Consider the following 16,535-nt stretch of genomic DNA (forward strand, 5'->3'; position numbering starts at 1 on the left):
GCGAGGCCGTGTTCGCGGTGTCGCAGCGCCGGTCCCCCGTCCCACCCGGCGCCGCCCGGTTCCCCGGGCCGCACGGCGTCGCAGGGGGTGGACCGGATGACCGAATTCCTTTCCGCAGCACTCGCGTTCCCGGCCGTCGTCTTCGGCGGCGCCCTGGTGGTCGTCGTCTGTTTCTGGCTGCTGGTGCTGGTCGGAGCGGTGGGTCACGACTCCTTCGACACCGACCTCGACACCGAGGCCGTCGGCTTCGGCGGGGTACCCGTGTCCGTGTCGGTGTCGCTGTTCGTCGCCGTCTCCTGGTTCACCGGCCTGGCCGGTTCGGTCCTCGTCCTCCGCAGCGGAGCCACCGGCACCCTGCGGGCCCTGATGCACCTCGCCGTACTGGCGGGGGCACTTCTGATCGCCTGGGGGGTGGTCCGCATGCTCGTACGCCGCTTCCACCGGTTCTTCCCCGCGGAACCTCCCCCATCGCGCCAGGACTTCGTGGGTCAGGTCTGCACGATCCGTACGGGATCCGTCAGCGCCGACTTCGGGCAGGCCGAGGTCGCCGCCGCCGACGGGTCGACCGCGATCGTGCAGGTGCGGCAGCCGCTCAGGCCGTCCGCGGCGGGAGAGGAGTTCACCTCCGGCAGCACGGGCCTCCTCTACGCGTACGACGCCGACGGTGAGTTCTTCTGGGTCTCGCCGTACGACGCCTCGCTCGCCCCGCGCCCGCTGCCGCGCAAGGCCGTCTGACCCGCACCCCTTCTTCCGGACCCCGGGCCCGTGGTTCCGCGCGCCCTCGTACGGGCGTCCGGGCTCCCCTTCTCCTTCGTACGTCCCACCAGCCGCAAGGACTGACATGGATGCCATCTCCTGGGGCATCGGCGTGCTCGTCGCCGTTGTCCTGCTCATCACCGTCGCCCTGGTCTTCGTCATCACCCGGCTCTTCCGAAAGGTCGAGCAGGGGAAGGCCCTGATCATCTCCAAGACCAAGAAGGTCGACGTCACCTTCACCGGTGCGGTGGTCCTCCCGGTGCTGCACAAGTCCGAGACCATGGACATCTCGGTGAAGACCATCGAGATCCGCCGTACCGGGCGCGAGGGTCTGATCTGCCAGGACAACATCCGCGCCGACATCCACATCACGTTCTTCGTCCGCGTCAACAAGACCGTCGAGGACGTCATCAAGGTCGCGCAGGCCATCGGCACGGAGCGGGCGAGCGACAAGGCCGCCATCCAGGAGTTCTTCGCCGCGAAGTTCTCCGAAGCGCTCAAGACCGTCGGCAAGCAGCTCGACTTCGTCGACCTGTACACCAAGCGCGAGGAGTTCCGGGACCGGATCATCCGGGTCATCGGGACCGACCTGAACGGCTACCACCTCGACGACGCCGCGATCGACTTCCTCGAGCAGACGCCGATGGCGCAGCTCGACGGAGCCAACATCCTGGACGCGCAGGGCATCCGGAAGATCACCGAGCTGACGGCGATCGAGCACGTGCGGACCAACGAGTTCCAGCGCACCGAGCAGAAGGAGATCACCCGGCAGGACGTCGACGCCCGCGAGACCATCCTGGAGCTGGAGCGCCGGCAGGCCGAGGCGGAGATCAAGCAGCGCCGCGAGGTGGAGACCCTGCGGGCCCGTGAGGAGTCGGCCACCGCCCGGGTGCAGGAGGAGGAGCGGCTCGGTTCGCAGAGTGCGTTCATCCGCACCGAGGAACAGCTCGGCATCCAGCGGGAGAACCAGGCGCGCGAGGTCGCCGTCGCGCAGAAGAACCGCGAGCGGGTCATCGCGGTGGAGAACGAGCGCATCGAGAAGGACCGGATGCTGGAGGTCATCGGGCGCGAGCGGGAGACCGAGCTGAACCGGATCGCCGCGACGAAGGAGGTCGAGGCCGAGCGGCGTGAGGTCGCGGACGTGATCCGGGAGCGGATCGCGGTGGACCGTACGGTCGCCGAGCAGGAGGAGTCGATCCTGACGCTGCGGTCCGTCGAGGAGGCGGAGCGCACCCGCAGGTCCGTGATCATCGCGGCCGAGGCGGAGGCGCAGGAGAAGCTGGTCAAGGACATCAAGGCGGCGGAGGCCGCGGAGTCGGCCGCGGTCCACCTGGCGGCGGAGCAGCTGACGCTCGCGGACGCCCGGCTGAAGACGGCCGACCTCGACGCGCAGGCGAAGCTGCGGCTGGCGGAGGGGATCCAGGCCGAGTCCGCGGCGGCCGGGCTGGCGGACGTCCAGGTCCGTGAGGCCGAGGCCGACGTCACGGAGAAGGCCGGGCTCGCGGAGGGCCGGGCGACGGAGGCCCGGCTCAGGGCCGAGGCGGAGGGCGCGCGGCTCAAGGCGCTGGCGGCCGCCGAGGGCACGCGGGCGCAGGCGACCGCGGACGCGGCGGTGATCGGCGAGAGGCTGAAGGCCGAGGCCGAGGGGCTCACGGAGAAGGCAGCGGCGATGGCCGCGCTGGACGAGGCGTCGCGCGGGCACGAGGAGTACCGGCTGCGGCTGGCCGCGGAGAAGGAGATCCGCCTCGCGGAGTTCGACGTGCAGCGGCAGGTGGCGGAGGCACAGGCGACGATCCTGGCGACGGGTCTCGAGAACGCGGACATCGACATCGTCGGCGGGGACTCGGTCTTCTTCGACCGGCTGGTCTCGTCGATCTCGTTGGGGCGCAGCGTGGACGGGTTCGTGAACAACTCCAAGACCGCGCAGGCCCTTGCCGGGCCGTGGCTGGACGGCAGCGGGTCCTTCACGGACGACCTGACCCGGATGCTGGGGTCCGTCACCTCGGGGGACGTGCAGAACCTGACGGTGTCCGCGTTGCTGATGCGGCTGATGCGGGGGACGTCGGGGGCGGCCTCGGGGCAGGTGCGGCAGTTGCTGGCGGCGGCGGAGGAGCTGGGGCTGGCGGGGATGACGGTGTCGTCGCTGACGGAGGGCGGCGGCACGGGTTCGGCGGAGCCGTCGCTGAACGGGGCCGCGGGGGTGGCGTAGCCACCGGGACCCAGGGCATGTCGCTGGGCGGGGCCTGAGCCGGGCCGGGAGGTTCCGCCCTGGCCGCGTGAGGGTTCCGTCCTCAATCGCCGGACGGGCTTGATTTGCCGCCCCGAGGCCCTGAGGTCCCGCCCCGGCCACATGAAGGTTCCGTCCTCGAACGCCGGACGGGCTTGAATGTGCCGCCCAGGGCCATGTGGCAGGAATGGCCGGCCCCAGGCCATGAGGTCCCGCCCCGGCCGCGTGAGGGTTCCGTCCTCGAACGCCGGGCGGGCTCGATGCAGGCCGGGGGTGTTGTCAGTGAGTGATATTCCGTAGGGAGCCGTACGCATGGACCGTGACGCCACACCCACCGATGGCGGTGCCTACGAGGTGCTCCGGCGGCGGCTCGGGGCGCAGGCCGATGAGCTCGTCCGGCGGTCCGAGGCGCTCAACGCGCGGCGGACCGAGGAGTTCGGGTCGACCGGGCTGCGGCTCCTGGCCACCGAGCAGGTACACACCGGGCGCCCCTCGCTCGCCCGGGACCTCGTGGCGGTCGGTGGCCGGCTGCTGTTCGGCTTCGAGCGCGGGCCTGGGGCCGCCGGCGAGACCGGGGTCGGTGACGTCCTCGTCCTCCGGGAGCCCGGACTGGAGGAGGTCACGGCCGGAGGACCGCTGGCCGACGAGGCGTTCGTACGGGAGTTCGCGGGCCTGCACCGCTACTTCCGCGACGCCCGGCTGCTGCGTCTGCGCACGGTCGGCGGCCGGCTGATCGCCGTGTTCCGTACCGGCGAGAGCGCCGAGGACGTCCGTGTCCTGCGGTGGGCCCTGGGGCCGGACGGGTCGCCCGGGGAGTTCCTGGACGCGCGGGGCGACCGGGACCATGTCTTCCCGCCCTCGCACGACTTCGACTGGACCCCCGCGGGCCGGGAGTCGCACCGTCCCGGCCGGTACCCGCACATCGCCGTGGCCGACGGCGCGCTCTTCGTCGACACCCTGGGCGGCACGCTCACGGTCAAGACCGAGGACGACACCACGACCCCCGACGGGATCTACGAGGAGCCCGTCGACGAGCCCCTGCAGTCCCTGGCGGACGCCGACGTCGAGTACGCGAGGGCCGGGCCCCTGGTCCTGCTGCGGGTACGCCCGTACAAGGAGGAGGGCTGGCGCCACCTGGTCCTCAACACGCTGCTCGGCCAGGTCCGGCGGCTGGACGCGATCGGGCCGTCGTGCCACCGGCTCCCCGAGGACCAGGGGATCATCTTCCCCGGCGGCTACTACCTCACGACCGGCGAGGCCAAGACCTTCGACACCGCCGAGGAGCTCACCGACCCGGTCTTCGAGGGCGCGGTCCGCTCGCCCAACGGCGAGGACGTGCTGTACGTCTTCCGGTCCCGCGACGAGAGCCGCACCCTGCTCCTGCCGTACAACCTGATCCGCCAGGAGGTCGCCACCCCGCTGCTCGGCCGGGGGCACGCGCTCCTGGACGACGGCACCCTCGTACTGCTGAAGGGCGGCGAGGACGGGCCCGCGCGTGTGCACCCCCTCCAGCGCTGGCAGACCCCGTACGTCTCCGACACGTACGCCGCGTCGCGCCCCGCCGGCACCGGCCCGCTCGCCAGGACCGGCAACGCCGACCTCGTGCGCGGGATCTCCGACTGCCTCGCCCTGGCGCACGGCGTACGCGACATGACGCCGACCGCCGCCGTGTACGCCCGGCTCGTCGCCGACTGTGCGCGGGCGGGTGACCGCTACCACTGGCTCGCCGATCCCGGTCTGGGCCTGCTCGCCGAGCCCTTGGAAGAGATCGGCCGGACCGCCGCGCAGGTGCTCGCCGAGTTCGAGGCGGTACAGGAGCTGACCCGGCAGGCCGCCGAGGCCCTCGACGGGACGGCCGCCCGGCTCACCGCGCTGGTCCGGCGCATCCGTGGCGAGGCGCCACGCTCGGCCGCCGCCTGGGTCGACCAGCTGACCGAACTGCGGCGCACCCACGGCCACCTGGCGACGCTCGCCGGGATGCGGTACGCCGACACCGGGCGGATCGCCGAGCTGTCCGCCGAGGCCGAGGGCGACCTGGCGTCGGCCGCCCGGCGGGCCGTATCCTTCCTCGCCCGCGAGGACGCCTTCACCGGCTACCACGAGGAGCTCGCCGCCCTCACCGGGGCCGCCGAGGCGCTGACCGCCGCCGCCGGGGCCTCCGAGGTGGCCGACCGGCTGACGGAGATCACCGAGGGACTGGCGACCGTCACGGACGTGGTGGCGGGGCTCGACATCGGTGACGCCACCGTCCGTACGTCGATCCTGGAGCGGATCGCCGGGGTGCTGGGCGACGCCAACCGGGCCCGCGCCACCCTCGACGCCCGCCGCCGGGAGCTGCTGTCGCAGGAGGGCAGGGCCGAGTTCGCCGCCGAGTTCGCGCTGCTCGGGCAGGCCGTCACGGGGGCGCTGGCCGCCGCCGACTCCCCCGGCGCCTGCGACGAACAACTGGCGCGGCTGCTGCTCCAGCTGGAGAACCTGGAGTCCCGGTTCGCGGAGTCCGACGACTTCCTCGGCCGGCTGGCCGAGCGCAGGACCGAGGTCCACGAGGCCTTCTCGGCCCGCCGCCAGACCCTCCAGGACGCCCGCGCCCGGCGGGCCGAGCGGCTCGCGGACTCGGCCGCCCGGGTGCTGGAGACGGTCACCCGGCGTCTCGCGGCGCTGGAGGACCTGGACGCCGTCCACACGTACTTCGCGTCCGACCCGATGGTCACCAAGGTCCGGCGCACCGCCGACGAACTGCGCGAGCTGGGCGACCCGGTGCGCGCGGAGGAGCTCGACGGGCGGCTGAAGGCGGCCCGCCAGGAGGCCGGCCGCGCGCTGCGGGACCGGGGCGAGCTGTACGCGGACGGCGGCACGGTGCTCAAGCTGGGCCGGCACCGCTTCGCGGTGAACACCCAGCCCTTCGACCTGACCCTGGTCCCGCAAGGGGACGGGCTCGCCTTCGCGCTGACCGGCACCGACTACCGCGCCCCGGTCACCGACCCGGAGTTCGCGGCGACCCGCCCGTACTGGGACCGGCTGCTCCCCTCGGAGTCGCCGGACGTCTACCGCGCCGAGCACCTGGCCGCCCGGCTGCTGGACGAGCACGGCGCCGACGCGCTGGCCGGCGCGCGGGACCTGGCGGCGCTCGTGCGGGAGGCTGCAGCGGCGGCGTACGACGAAGGGCACCAGCGGGGTGTCCACGACGAGGACGCCACCGCGATCCTGGCCACGCTGCTGCGTCTGCACGCCGGCGCCGGGCTGCTGCGGTACGAACCCGCCGTGCGCGCCGCCGCGCAGCTGTTCTGGGCGCACGAGGCGGACGGAGCCCTGCGCGTCTCCTGGACGCGCCGGGCCGTGTCGCTGGCGCGGGCCCGCGACACCTTCGGACCCGCCCCGGCGATCGACGCCCTCCAGGAGGAGTGGGCGGCGGCGATGGGCGCGGGGGACGCGGCCGCCGCGTACCTCTTCGAGGAGCTGACGAGCGGCCCCGCGGGGTTCGTCACGAGCACGGCCACCCGCACGTTCCTGGAGAAGTTCCGCCGGGCCACCGGGACCCCGGCGTACGACGACGACCTGGCGGCGCTCACCGACGACCTCCCCGCCCGGCGCCAGCTGGTCGAGGGCTGGCTCGGCCCGTACGCCGCCGCGAGCGGCACCGGGGCGGACGCCGGGGACCTGGCGGAGGCGGCGGCCGTGGAGCTCTGCCCGGATCTGGCACGGTACGACTGCGACGCCCCGCTCACCGCGACCGTGGACGGGCTGCTCGGCGACCACCCCCGGGTGGACCGGGGGACGCTGACCGTCCGGCTGGACGAACTCCTCGCCCGTACCGCCGCCTTCCGGGCCGTCGACGTGCCCGGTTTCCGCGCCTACCAGCGGCTGCGCACCACGCTCGTCGACTCCGAACGGGCCCGGCTGCGGCTGGACGACCACCGGCCGCGCGTGATGTCGGCGTTCGTCCGCAACCAGCTGCTGGACGAGGTGTACCTGCCGCTGGTCGGTGACAGCCTCGCCAAGCAGCTCGGCACCGCCGACGCGGACCGGCGCACCGACTCGCAGGGTCTGCTGCTGCTCGTCTCCCCGCCCGGCTACGGCAAGACGACCCTCATGGAGTACGTGGCCGACCGGCTCGGCATGGTCCTCGTCAAGGTCAGCGGGCCGGCCCTCGGGCACGACGTGACCTCGCTGGACCCGGATCAGGCGCGCGGCGCGACCGCCCGGCACGAGGTCGAGAAGATCAACTTCGCGCTGGAGTCGGGCAACAACACTCTGCTCCACCTCGACGACATCCAGCACATCTCGCCGGAGCTGCTCCAGAAGTTCATTCCGCTCTGCGACGCCACCCGCCGCGTCGATGGGGTGAGGGACGGCGAGCCACGCAGCTACGACCTGCGGGGCAAGCGGTTCGCGGTGGTCATGGCGGGCAACCCGTACACGGAGTCCGGGGACCGGTTCAGGATTCCGGACATGCTCGCCAACCGGGCCGACGTATGGAATCTCGGCGAGGTGCTGAGCGGCCGGGAGGACGTCTTCGCGCTGAGCTTCGTGGAGAACGCCCTGACCGCCAACCCGGTCCTCGCCCCGCTCGCGGGGCGCTCCCGCGCCGACCTCGCGCTGCTCGTGCGCATGGCGTCCGGTACGGGTGCCGTGGCCCGCGCCGACCAGCTGGAGCACGCGTACGCGCCGGCCGAGCTGGACCGGATCGTGTCGGTGCTGCGCCATCTCCTCACCGCGCGGGAGACCGTCCTCGCGGTGAACGCGGCGTACATCGCGTCGGCGGCACGGACCGACGCGACGCGCACCGGACCGCCGTTCCGGCTGCAGGGCTCGTACCGCAACATGAACAGGATCGCCGAGCGGATCGTGCCCGTGATGAACGACGCCGAGCTCTCCGCCGTCGTCGACGACCACTACGCGGGCGAGGCCCAGACGCTCACCACCGGCGCCGAGTCGAACCTGCTGGAACTGGCCGCCCTCCGGGGCGCCCTCACCCCCGCCCAGGCGGAGCGCCGGTCGGCGATCGCCTCCGCCTATGTGCGTACGCAGGCACTCGGCGGCCCCGACGAGGACCCCGCCTCCCGCGCGGTGGGTGCGCTGGGACTGGTCGCGGACCGGATCGCGGCGGTCGAGGCCGCCGTCGACCGGGCCGTGGGACCCCGCGAGGGGGACGCGGGCCCACGCCCCCGTCACGCGATGATCACCGACACGCCCGACTGAGCCGGAGGGAGCAAGGCATGCTGGGTCATGTGTCCTCACTTCCGCAACAGCCCCAACGACCCCCGAACAGCGGCCACATGGTGGTCTGCGGCGACGACACCCTCGGCCGCCGGCTCGCCGTGGAGCTGCGTTACGTGTACGGGGAGCGGGTCACCCTCCTCGTCCCGCCGGGCCGGGAGCCCAGCAGACCGGACGTGCCGCTGACCCAACGGGCACGGGCCGGCGCCCTGTTCGGGCGGATGTCGGCCGCGATGAACCGCAACGGGGCGGGCGGCGCGAACGGGAGCGGCGACACGAACGCCGGCGTCGAGGCCGTCCGCATCATGGAGGCGCACGAGCCGTCCGACGACGTGCTGGAGGAGGCGGGCGTCGACCGGGCCGCCGCGCTCGCGCTCGTCTACGACGACGACGAGCTCAACATCCGCGCCGCCCTGACGGCCCGCCGGCTCAACCCGCGCCTGCGCCTCGTCATCCGGCTCTACAACCGCAAGCTGGGCCAGCACCTGGAGACGCTGCTCGACCAGGCCGCCGCCGTCTCCATGCCCGGACTCGACCCCGCCGCCCTGGACGCCTCCACCACCGTCCTGTCCGACGCCGACACCGCCGCCCCCGCCCTGGCCGCCACCGCGCTGACCGGCAGCAGCAAGGTCATCCAGGCCGAGGGCCTGCTCCTGCGCGCCGTGGAGCGCACCCCGCCCCGCCCGGGCGAGCTCGCGGACCCCGGGCTGTGCACGCTGGCGCTCCTCTCCTCCACCAGCCAGGACCCGGCCGGCAGCGAGGGCTCCGACAGCAGCGGCGAGGAAGGGCCTCAGCTCCTGCCCGACCTGGCGACGGTGAACGCCGCCACGGGCCGGGGCACGATCGTCCTGGAGGCCATCAGCCAGGCGGGGCCCGACCGGGGGCCCTCACGCATGGGAGGCAGGGGCGCTCCGCTCGGCCAGGTCTTCTCCCGGCGGCTGCGCTGGTCGGCGCTGGGCGTCGCTGCGGCCGTCGTCGCCCTGGCCGTCGCCTCGGTGATCACCACGGGCGACAGCCCGGTGCACGCCGCCTATCTGACCCTGCTCGACCTGCTGGCGATGGGCGACCCCGCCGTCGAGGACACCGACTCGGACTCCCGCCAGGTCATCCAGCTGCTCTCCGGCATGGCCGGGCTCCTGCTGCTGCCGCTGCTGGTCGCCGCCGTCCTGGAGGCGTTCGGCACACTGCGCACGGCCTCCTCCCTGCGCCGCCCGCCGCGCGGCCTGTCCGGCCATGTGGTCCTGCTGGGGCTCGGCAAGATCGGCACGAGGGTCCTGGTGCGCCTCCGCGAGCTGGACATACCCGTGGTGGTCGTCGAGGAGGACCCGGAGGCACGAGGCATCCCGCTGGCCCGCAGCCTGCACGTCCCGACGGTCCTCGGCGACGTGACCCAGGAAGGCGTCCTGGAAGCGGCCAAGATCCGCCGCGCCCGCGCACTGCTCGCCCTGACCAGCGTCGACACGACGAACCTCGAAGCCGCGCTGTACGCCCGCTCGGTGAAGCCGGGCCTGCGGGTGGCGCTGCGGCTGTACGACGACGAGTTCGCCACCGCCGTCTACCGCACCCTGCGCACGGCCCACCCGGGAGCCCTGACCCGCTCCCGCTCCGTGTCGCACCTGGCCGCGCCCTCGTTCGCCGTCGCCATGATGGGACGGCAGATCCTGGGCGCGGTCCCGGTGGAGCGCAAGGTCATGCTCTTCGCCGCCCTGGAGGTGGCGGGCAACCCGCACCTGGAGGGCCGCACCGTCGACCAGGCGTTCCGGGCGGGCGCCTGGCGGGTCCTGGCCCTGGACGCCACCCCGCCGGCCGACCGTCTGCCGGACCTGGCGGCCGTACCGCCGTACGACCCCCTCGACCCGCCGGGCCCGGACCGGCCCTCCGGCCTGGTCTGGGACCTGCACCCGGGCTATGTGCTGCGGCCGGAGGACCGGGTCGTGATAGCCGCGACCCGGCGCGGACTGGCCGAGATGCTGCGCGGGCAGGGCTCGGCGGCGCGTCGCTGAGCCGGGGAGGCCGGCCGGGCGCGGGCGGCGGCCCGGAAGGTCCGCTGACGTTCCGGGCGGCGGCCCAGGAGGTCAGCGGAACGTCCCCATCGCGTCCCGCACCTCCTGGAGGGTCGCCTCTGCCACGGCGTTCGCCCGCTCGTTGCCGGCCCGCAGCACGTCCCGTACGTACCCCATGTCCTGGGCGTACTCCGCCCGGCGGGCGCGGATCGGCGCCATGCGGGCGTTGACGGCCTCCGTCACGGTCCGCTTGAGACCGGCCGCGCCGCCGTTCCCGATCTCCTCGGCGACCTCGTGCGGGTCGCGGTCGAGGCAGAGCGCGGCCAGCAGCACCAGGCTCGACACCCCGGGCCGCAGCTCGGGGTCGTAGGTGATGTGCCGGTCGGCGTCGGTGGTGGCGCCCTTGATCAGCCGGGCGGTCTCGTCGGCGTCGGCGCCCAGGGCGATGGAGTTGCCCCTGCTCTTGCTCATCTTGGTGGCGTCGGTGCCGAGCAGCAGGGGCGCGGCGGAGAGCAGCGCGTCGGGTTCGGGGAAGACATGTCCGTACCGCTCGTTGAAGCGGCGGGCGACGGTGCGGGTGATCTCCAGGTGCGGCAGCTGGTCCATGCCGACGGGCACGAGGTTGCCCTTGCAGAACAGGATGTCGGCGGCCTGGTGCACCGGGTAGGTGTACATGAGGCCGCTGACGGCGGACTGCCTGGAGTGCGCGATCTCGTCCTTCACGGTGGGGTTGCGCCCGAGTTCCGCGACGGAGACGAGGGACAGGAACGGCAGCAGCAGCTGGTTGAGGGCGGGGACCGCGCTGTGGTTGAAGACCGTCGAGCGGGACGGGTCGATCCCGATGGCGAGATAGTCCAGGAGCAGCCCCTCCACATGCTCGGTGAGCCGCTCGGCGACGTCCCGGTCGGTGAGGACCTGGTAGTCGGCGATGAGCACGAAGGTCTCCACGCCGAGGTCCTGGAGGCGCACCCGGTTGTGGAGGGTGCCGAAGTAGTGCCCGAGGTGCAGGGCTCCGGTGGGCCGGTCGCCGGTGAGGACACGGAAACGGCCGGGGTCCCCGGCGAGCTGCTGCTCCAGCTCGGCGCTGCGGCGCACGGCGGGGCTGACGGCAAGGTCGGTGGTCATGGTCACGGGGGTCTCCTCGCTGGTGGTCTGCGCGTGGAGGACGGCCCGTCACGGGGCACCGGGGCAACGAGAAGGGCCGTCCGAAGATCGAACGGCCCTGGTTCCGTGCGGAGAAGGTGGCCGCTCCTAGGAGGAGCGCCACCAGTTACGGCACGGTACGGAGGTCATGGGCCGAGTGTAGCGCGCACCGGTCCCGGAGCGTGGAGCGTTTCCCTGCCGGGCCGGGCGTCCCGGGGAGGGCTGGAATAGGGAGAAGGGGTGCCCCGTTGTAGGGTGTGTCCACATAGTTCAAGCTTCAACAACTTCCGCTCAACACCTTTGGAGGCGGGCGCCATGCAGTTCGGGATCTTCACCGTCGGGGACGTCACCACCGACCCCACGACCGGTACGACACCGAGCGAGAACGAGCGGATCAAGGCGACCCTCGCGATCGCGCTCAAGGCCGAGGAAGTGGGCCTCGACGTCTTCGCGACCGGTGAGCACCACAACCCGCCGTTCGTCCCGTCCTCCCCGACGACCACGCTCGGTTACATCGCCGCCCGCACCGAGAAGCTGATCCTGTCCACCTCGACCACGCTGATCACCACCAACGACCCGGTGAAGATCGCCGAGGACTACGCCACGCTCCAGCACCTGGCCGACGGCCGCGTCGACCTGATGATGGGCCGGGGCAACACCGGGCCGGTCTACCCCTGGTTCGGCAAGGACATCCGCCAGGGCATCCCGCTCGCGATCGAGAACTACGCGCTGCTGCACAAGCTGTGGCGCGAGGACGTCGTCGACTGGGAGGGGAAGTTCCGCACCCCGCTGCAGTCCTTCACCGCGACACCGCGCCCGCTGGACGGCGTCCCGCCGTTCGTCTGGCACGGCTCGATCCGCTCCCCGGAGATCGCCGAGCAGGCCGCGTACTACGGCGACGGCTTCTTCCACAACAACATCTTCTGGCCCATGGAGCACACCAGGAAGATGGTCGACCTCTACCGGCGCCGCTACGCCCACTACGGGCACGGCACCGCCGAGCAGGCGATCGTGGGCCTCGGCGGCCAGGTCTTCATGCGGAAGAACTCGCAGGACGCGGTGCGGGAGTTCCGCCCGTACTTCGACAACGCGCCGGTCTACGGGCACGGGCCCTCCCTGGAGGACTTCACCCAGCAGACCCCGCTGACCGTCGGCTCGCCGCAGGAGGTCATCGAGCGGACCCTCTCCTTCCGGGAGGACGTCGGTGACTACCAGCGCCAGCTCTTCCTGATGGACCACGCGGGGCTGCCGCTGAAGACCGTCCTGGAGCAGCTCGACATCCTGGGCGAGGAGGTCGTGCCCGTACTGCGCAAGGAATTCGCCCGTCTGCGCCCGGCCGGAGTGCCGGACGCCCCCGTCCACCCGGCCGTCGCCGCCGCCCGCGCCGCCGCAACGGACCCGAAGGAGCTCCGATGACCGTGCCCGCCACCGCCCCCCTCAGGATCGTCGCCGTCGCGGCGGGTCTCAGCAGCCCCTCCTCCACCCGGCTGCTGGCCGACCGGCTCGCCGAGGCCACCCGTGAGCGGCTCGCGGCGGACCAGGACCGCCGAGTCGAGGTCCAGGTCGTCGAGCTGCGCGACCTCGCCGTGGACATCGCCAACCACCTGGTCACCGGCTTCCCGCCGGCCGGCCTGAAGAAGGCGATCGACGCGGTGACCGGGGCGGACGGGCTGATCGCCGTGACGCCCGTCTTCACCGCCTCGTACAGCGGGCTGTTCAAGTCCTTCTTCGACCTGATCGACCACACCGCCCTGACCGGCAAGCCCGTCGTCGTCGCCGCGACCGGCGGAACGCCCCGGCACTCGCTGGTCCTGGAGCACGCCATGCGTCCGCTCTTCGCCTACCTGCGAGCGGTCGTCCTGCCGACCTCCGTGTACGCGGCTTCCGAGGACTGGGGCTCCAACGGCGACGAGTACACCGAGGGACTGCCCTCCCGGATCCGGCGTGCCGGAGGCGAGCTCGCCTCCGCCGTCACCGGGCGGACCGTCTCCGGCGCCTCCCGGACCCTCACCCTCGACGACGGCGAGGACGCGGTCGTCCCGTTCGAGGAGCAGCTCGCCGGCCTGCGGGCCGGCTGACCCCGCCCGGGCATCGGGGGCACATCCGGCCCCTGATGCCCGCCTTGACTACAGTTGATCCCTGTATGCCGTAAATGTTGAACACACCGGAGGCAGACATGGGCAGGATCGTCGTGGGCGTGGACGGATCGGACGCGTCGATCAAGGCGCTCCGCTGGGCCGTGCGCCAGGCCGAGCTGACGGGCGACACGGTCGAGGCGGTCAACAGCTGGGAGTACCCCGCGACCAGCTGGGCGTCCATGATGCCGGGCATGCCGGAGGACTTCGACCCGCAGGAGGTCGCGACCGTGGCGCTCACCGAGGCGCTGGAGGAGGCACTCGGCGCGGAGGGCGCGGCGGCGGTCGAGAAGGTCGTGGTGATCGGCAATCCCGCCCAGACCCTGCTGGACCGCGCCAGGGGAGCCAACCTGCTGGTCGTGGGCGCCCGAGGCTACAGCGGCTTCAAGGCGACCCTGCTCGGCTCGGTCAGCCTCCACGTCACCCAGCACGCCGCCTGCCCGGTCACCGTCGTCCACGACTGAGCCGGCCGGATCCTGCGCCCACCGAAGGGCGGGCCTCCGGCACGCCGGAGGCCCGCCCTTCCGCCGCAGTCACTTCCGGTTGTACAGCCGCATCGTCACCGCGCCGAAGACCACCACGAACAGCGCCGACCAGCCCAGCGACCAGGCGATGTCCGTCGCGGGCCAGTTGCCGGCCATCAGCTCCCGTACGGCGGCGGCGAGATGCGTCACCGGGCTGTTGTTCACGAACGCCTGCAGCCAGCCGGGCATGGTGCTGGGGTCGACGAAGACGTTGCTCAGGAACGTCAGCGGGAAGATCACCATCATGCTGACGCCCATCACCGACTTCTCGGTGCGCAGCATCAGGCCGAACATCGTCCAGACCCAGGAGAAGGCGAAGGAGAACACCAGCAGGAGCGCGACGCCCGCCAGGACCCCGAGCGGTCCGCCGTCCGGCCGGTAGCCGATGACGATGCCGACGACGAGCATCACGGCCGAGGCCAGGAGGTAGCGCACGACGTCGCCGAGGAGGTAGCCGACCATGGGCGCCGGCCGCCAGATCGGCAGGGTGCGGAAGCGGTCGAACACGCCCTTGGCGATGTCGGTGTTCACCGCGACGCCCGTGTACATCGTGATCATCACGACGCTCATGACGAGGATCCCGGGCAGCAGGAACTGGATGTAGTCCTCGGTGGAGCCGGCCAGCGCCCCGCCGAAGAGGTAGGTGAACATCAGCACCATCATGATCGGAAAGACCGTCACGTCGAACAGCTGCTCCGGCACGTGCTTGATCTTCAGCATGGCCCGCCATCCGAAGGTCAGCGACGCCGACAGCGCGCTGGGCCGGTGCGGCCGCTTCCGGCCGACCAGCAGGGAGGCGAGGGTCTCCGCGTCCGGTGCGGTGAGTTCGGCGTCGTCGCGTTCGGCCGTGGTGGGCGCGCTGCTCATGCCGCTGCCCCCTTCTTGTCCGTGAGCGCGAGGAAGACCTCGTCGAGGCTGGGCTGCCCCAGCGAGAAGTTGTCCACGTGGATGCCGCACCGGGCCAGCTCCGCCAGTGCCCGCGCGGCCTGTTCGGCCGCCCCCTTGTCGGTGCCGTGGCCCCCGACCGTGGCGGTCAGCGCCACCGGGTCGTGGTCCAGCTGCACCGTCGCGTCGAGCGCGCGCGCCAGCACCCGTTCGGCCTCGGGACGCTGCCCGGGGTCGCGCAGGCGCAGATGGACGGACCCCGCCCCGACGGACGCCTTCAGCTCACCCTTCGTACCCTCCGCGATCACCTTGCCGTGGTCGATCACGGCGATACGGGAGGCCAGGTGGTCGGCCTCGTCGAGGTACTGGGTGGTCAGCATGACCGTCGTGCCCTGCGCGACGACGGCCCGCACGATGTCCCACACCTGGTTACGGCTGCGCGGGTCGAGCCCGGTCGTCGGCTCGTCGAGGAAGAGCAGGTCCGGGGTGTTCAGGATGGATGCGGCGATGTCGATCCGGCGCCGCATCCCTCCGGAGTAGTTCTTCACCTGCTTGCCCGCCGCCTCGCTCAGCCCGAACGCCTCCAGCAACTGCGAGGACCGGGTCCTGGCGGCGGGCTTGGAGTGGCCGAGGAGCCTGGCCAGCAGCACAAGGTTCTCCGTACCGGTCAGGTCCTCGTCGACCGAGGCGTACTGCCCGGTGAGACTGACCCGGCTGCGGACCGTGTCGGCGTCCTTCACGACGTCATGGCCGAATACCCGCGCCTGGCCCGCGTCCGGTCGCAGCAGGGTCGCCAGCATCCTCACGGTGGTGGTCTTCCCCGCCCCGTTGGGGCCCAGCACTCCGTAGACGGTGCCCGACGGCACGGCCAGATCGACGCCGTCCACCGCACGGTTGTCACCGAAGACCTTCACCAGCCCCGTGGTCTCGATGGCCAGTTCAGTACTCATGGTCGCTTCCCTGTCGGCTCGGCAGAGGCCCTGGGCGGATACGGGCCCACGATGGCACAGGACACGCCGGCAGCGGGGCGGATCGGACGGAACGGGACGGGCGCGGGGGCCGGATCGGATCCGGCCACCGCGCCCCTTCCTCCGGCATCAGGAAGGACGGCCGGGTCACTCCTCGCGCGTGTAGTAGGCGTAGAACATCGTGCAGAACATCCCCGCGCCGACCACCAGCCCGATGAAGCCCGACATCAGCACGCTCTTGCCGTTCAGGCTGGACAGGAAGCCGACCGCGCCCCCGGCCAGCACACCGAAGGCCGCCGCCCGCAGCTCACGCGGCAGGGCCCACCGGACCCGTGCGAGCACGTAGCAGAGCGCAGCGAAGACCACTCCGGAGACGACTCCGAGCCAGATCTGCCCGCCGGTGGTCGCTCCGCCGTCCCGGTTGATGAAGAAGGCCCAGAAGCCGAGGATCACGCCCAGCGTGAGGGGCACCGCCCAGGCGAGCGCCGTGCGCCGGTGCTCCTGGCGGACGGGAGCGGGGGCGCGGGCCTGCGTCCGTCGGCGCGTCGGCATCGTCGCGTGTGTGGCCATGGCGCACAGCTCCTTCCGTCGCCCCCCGTCCGTCCCTGTGTTCCTCCAGCGCACACCCGGCCGGGCCGCCCGGCAACTCGAATGGCCCACGGCCCGCAGCGCCCCGC

General features: G+C 72.5%; 11 protein-coding genes. 7 read left to right on the forward strand and 4 right to left on the reverse strand.

From position 1 onward, the window contains the following. Positions 1 to 96 precede the first annotated feature (96 nt). The 4 genes from AB0P41_RS08190 (at position 97) to AB0P41_RS08205 (ending at position 10,203) form a co-directional block, all read left to right on the forward strand. Positions 97 to 735 carry a hypothetical protein gene (locus AB0P41_RS08190; RefSeq protein WP_365930881.1) on the forward strand — a complete coding sequence of 213 codons (639 nt, stop codon included), beginning with the start codon at positions 97 to 99 and terminating at the stop codon, positions 733 to 735. 106 nt (positions 736 to 841) lie between these two features. After that, positions 842 to 2,965, forward strand: a complete 2,124-nt coding sequence (locus AB0P41_RS08195; protein ID WP_365930883.1) for a flotillin family protein — start codon at positions 842 to 844, stop codon at positions 2,963 to 2,965. Positions 2,966 to 3,295: 330 nt separating this feature from the next. Next, positions 3,296 to 8,182 (forward strand): DNA repair ATPase, encoded by a 4,887-nt coding sequence (locus AB0P41_RS08200; protein WP_365930884.1) that lies wholly within the window; start codon positions 3,296 to 3,298, stop codon positions 8,180 to 8,182. A 17-nt stretch (positions 8,183 to 8,199) separates the two neighbouring features. Then, positions 8,200 to 10,203, forward strand: a complete 2,004-nt coding sequence (locus AB0P41_RS08205; RefSeq protein WP_365930886.1) for an NAD-binding protein — start codon at positions 8,200 to 8,202, stop codon at positions 10,201 to 10,203. A gap of 72 nt (positions 10,204 to 10,275) precedes the next feature. Here the strand turns inward: AB0P41_RS08205 and trpS are convergent, their stop codons facing one another. Then, positions 10,276 to 11,328, reverse strand: a complete 1,053-nt coding sequence (trpS, locus tag AB0P41_RS08210; RefSeq protein WP_365930888.1) for a tryptophan--tRNA ligase — start codon at positions 11,326 to 11,328, stop codon at positions 10,276 to 10,278. 333 nt (positions 11,329 to 11,661) lie between these two features. Between trpS and AB0P41_RS08215 the strand changes: the two genes are divergently transcribed. The 3 genes from AB0P41_RS08215 to AB0P41_RS08225 all read left to right on the forward strand — a co-directional run bounded on the left by AB0P41_RS08215 (position 11,662) and on the right by AB0P41_RS08225 (position 13,945). Beyond that, positions 11,662 to 12,762, forward strand: a complete 1,101-nt coding sequence (locus tag AB0P41_RS08215; RefSeq protein WP_356709258.1) for an LLM class flavin-dependent oxidoreductase — start codon at positions 11,662 to 11,664, stop codon at positions 12,760 to 12,762. Between the two features lie 2 nt (positions 12,763 to 12,764). Beyond that, positions 12,765 to 13,424 (forward strand): FMN reductase, encoded by a 660-nt coding sequence (locus AB0P41_RS08220; protein ID WP_365931189.1) that lies wholly within the window; start codon positions 12,765 to 12,767, stop codon positions 13,422 to 13,424. 98 nt (positions 13,425 to 13,522) lie between these two features. Next, positions 13,523 to 13,945, forward strand: a complete 423-nt coding sequence (locus AB0P41_RS08225) for a universal stress protein (protein ID WP_356709256.1) — start codon at positions 13,523 to 13,525, stop codon at positions 13,943 to 13,945. Between the two features lie 69 nt (positions 13,946 to 14,014). On the opposite strand, the gene AB0P41_RS08230 is transcribed toward AB0P41_RS08225, so the two are convergent. The 3 genes from AB0P41_RS08230 to AB0P41_RS08240 all read right to left on the reverse strand — a co-directional run bounded on the left by AB0P41_RS08230 (position 14,015) and on the right by AB0P41_RS08240 (position 16,428). Beyond that, entirely contained in the window at positions 14,015 to 14,872 is an 858-nt protein-coding gene (locus tag AB0P41_RS08230) for an ABC transporter permease (protein ID WP_365930890.1), read from the reverse strand. Continuing rightward, the gene (locus tag AB0P41_RS08235) at positions 14,869 to 15,840 is read right to left on the reverse strand and encodes an ATP-binding cassette domain-containing protein (RefSeq protein WP_356709252.1); all 972 of its coding nucleotides are present in this window, start codon (positions 15,838 to 15,840) and stop codon (positions 14,869 to 14,871) included. The genes AB0P41_RS08230 and AB0P41_RS08235 overlap by 4 nt, the downstream gene beginning before the upstream one ends. 165 nt (positions 15,841 to 16,005) lie before the next feature. Next, the gene (locus AB0P41_RS08240; protein ID WP_356709250.1) at positions 16,006 to 16,428 is read right to left on the reverse strand and encodes a hypothetical protein; all 423 of its coding nucleotides are present in this window, start codon (positions 16,426 to 16,428) and stop codon (positions 16,006 to 16,008) included. Positions 16,429 to 16,535 lie beyond the last annotated feature (107 nt).

Source organism: Streptomyces sp. NPDC079167, assembly GCF_040686735.1.
In the GTDB taxonomy this organism is placed as follows: Bacteria; Actinomycetota; Actinomycetes; order Streptomycetales; family Streptomycetaceae; genus Streptomyces.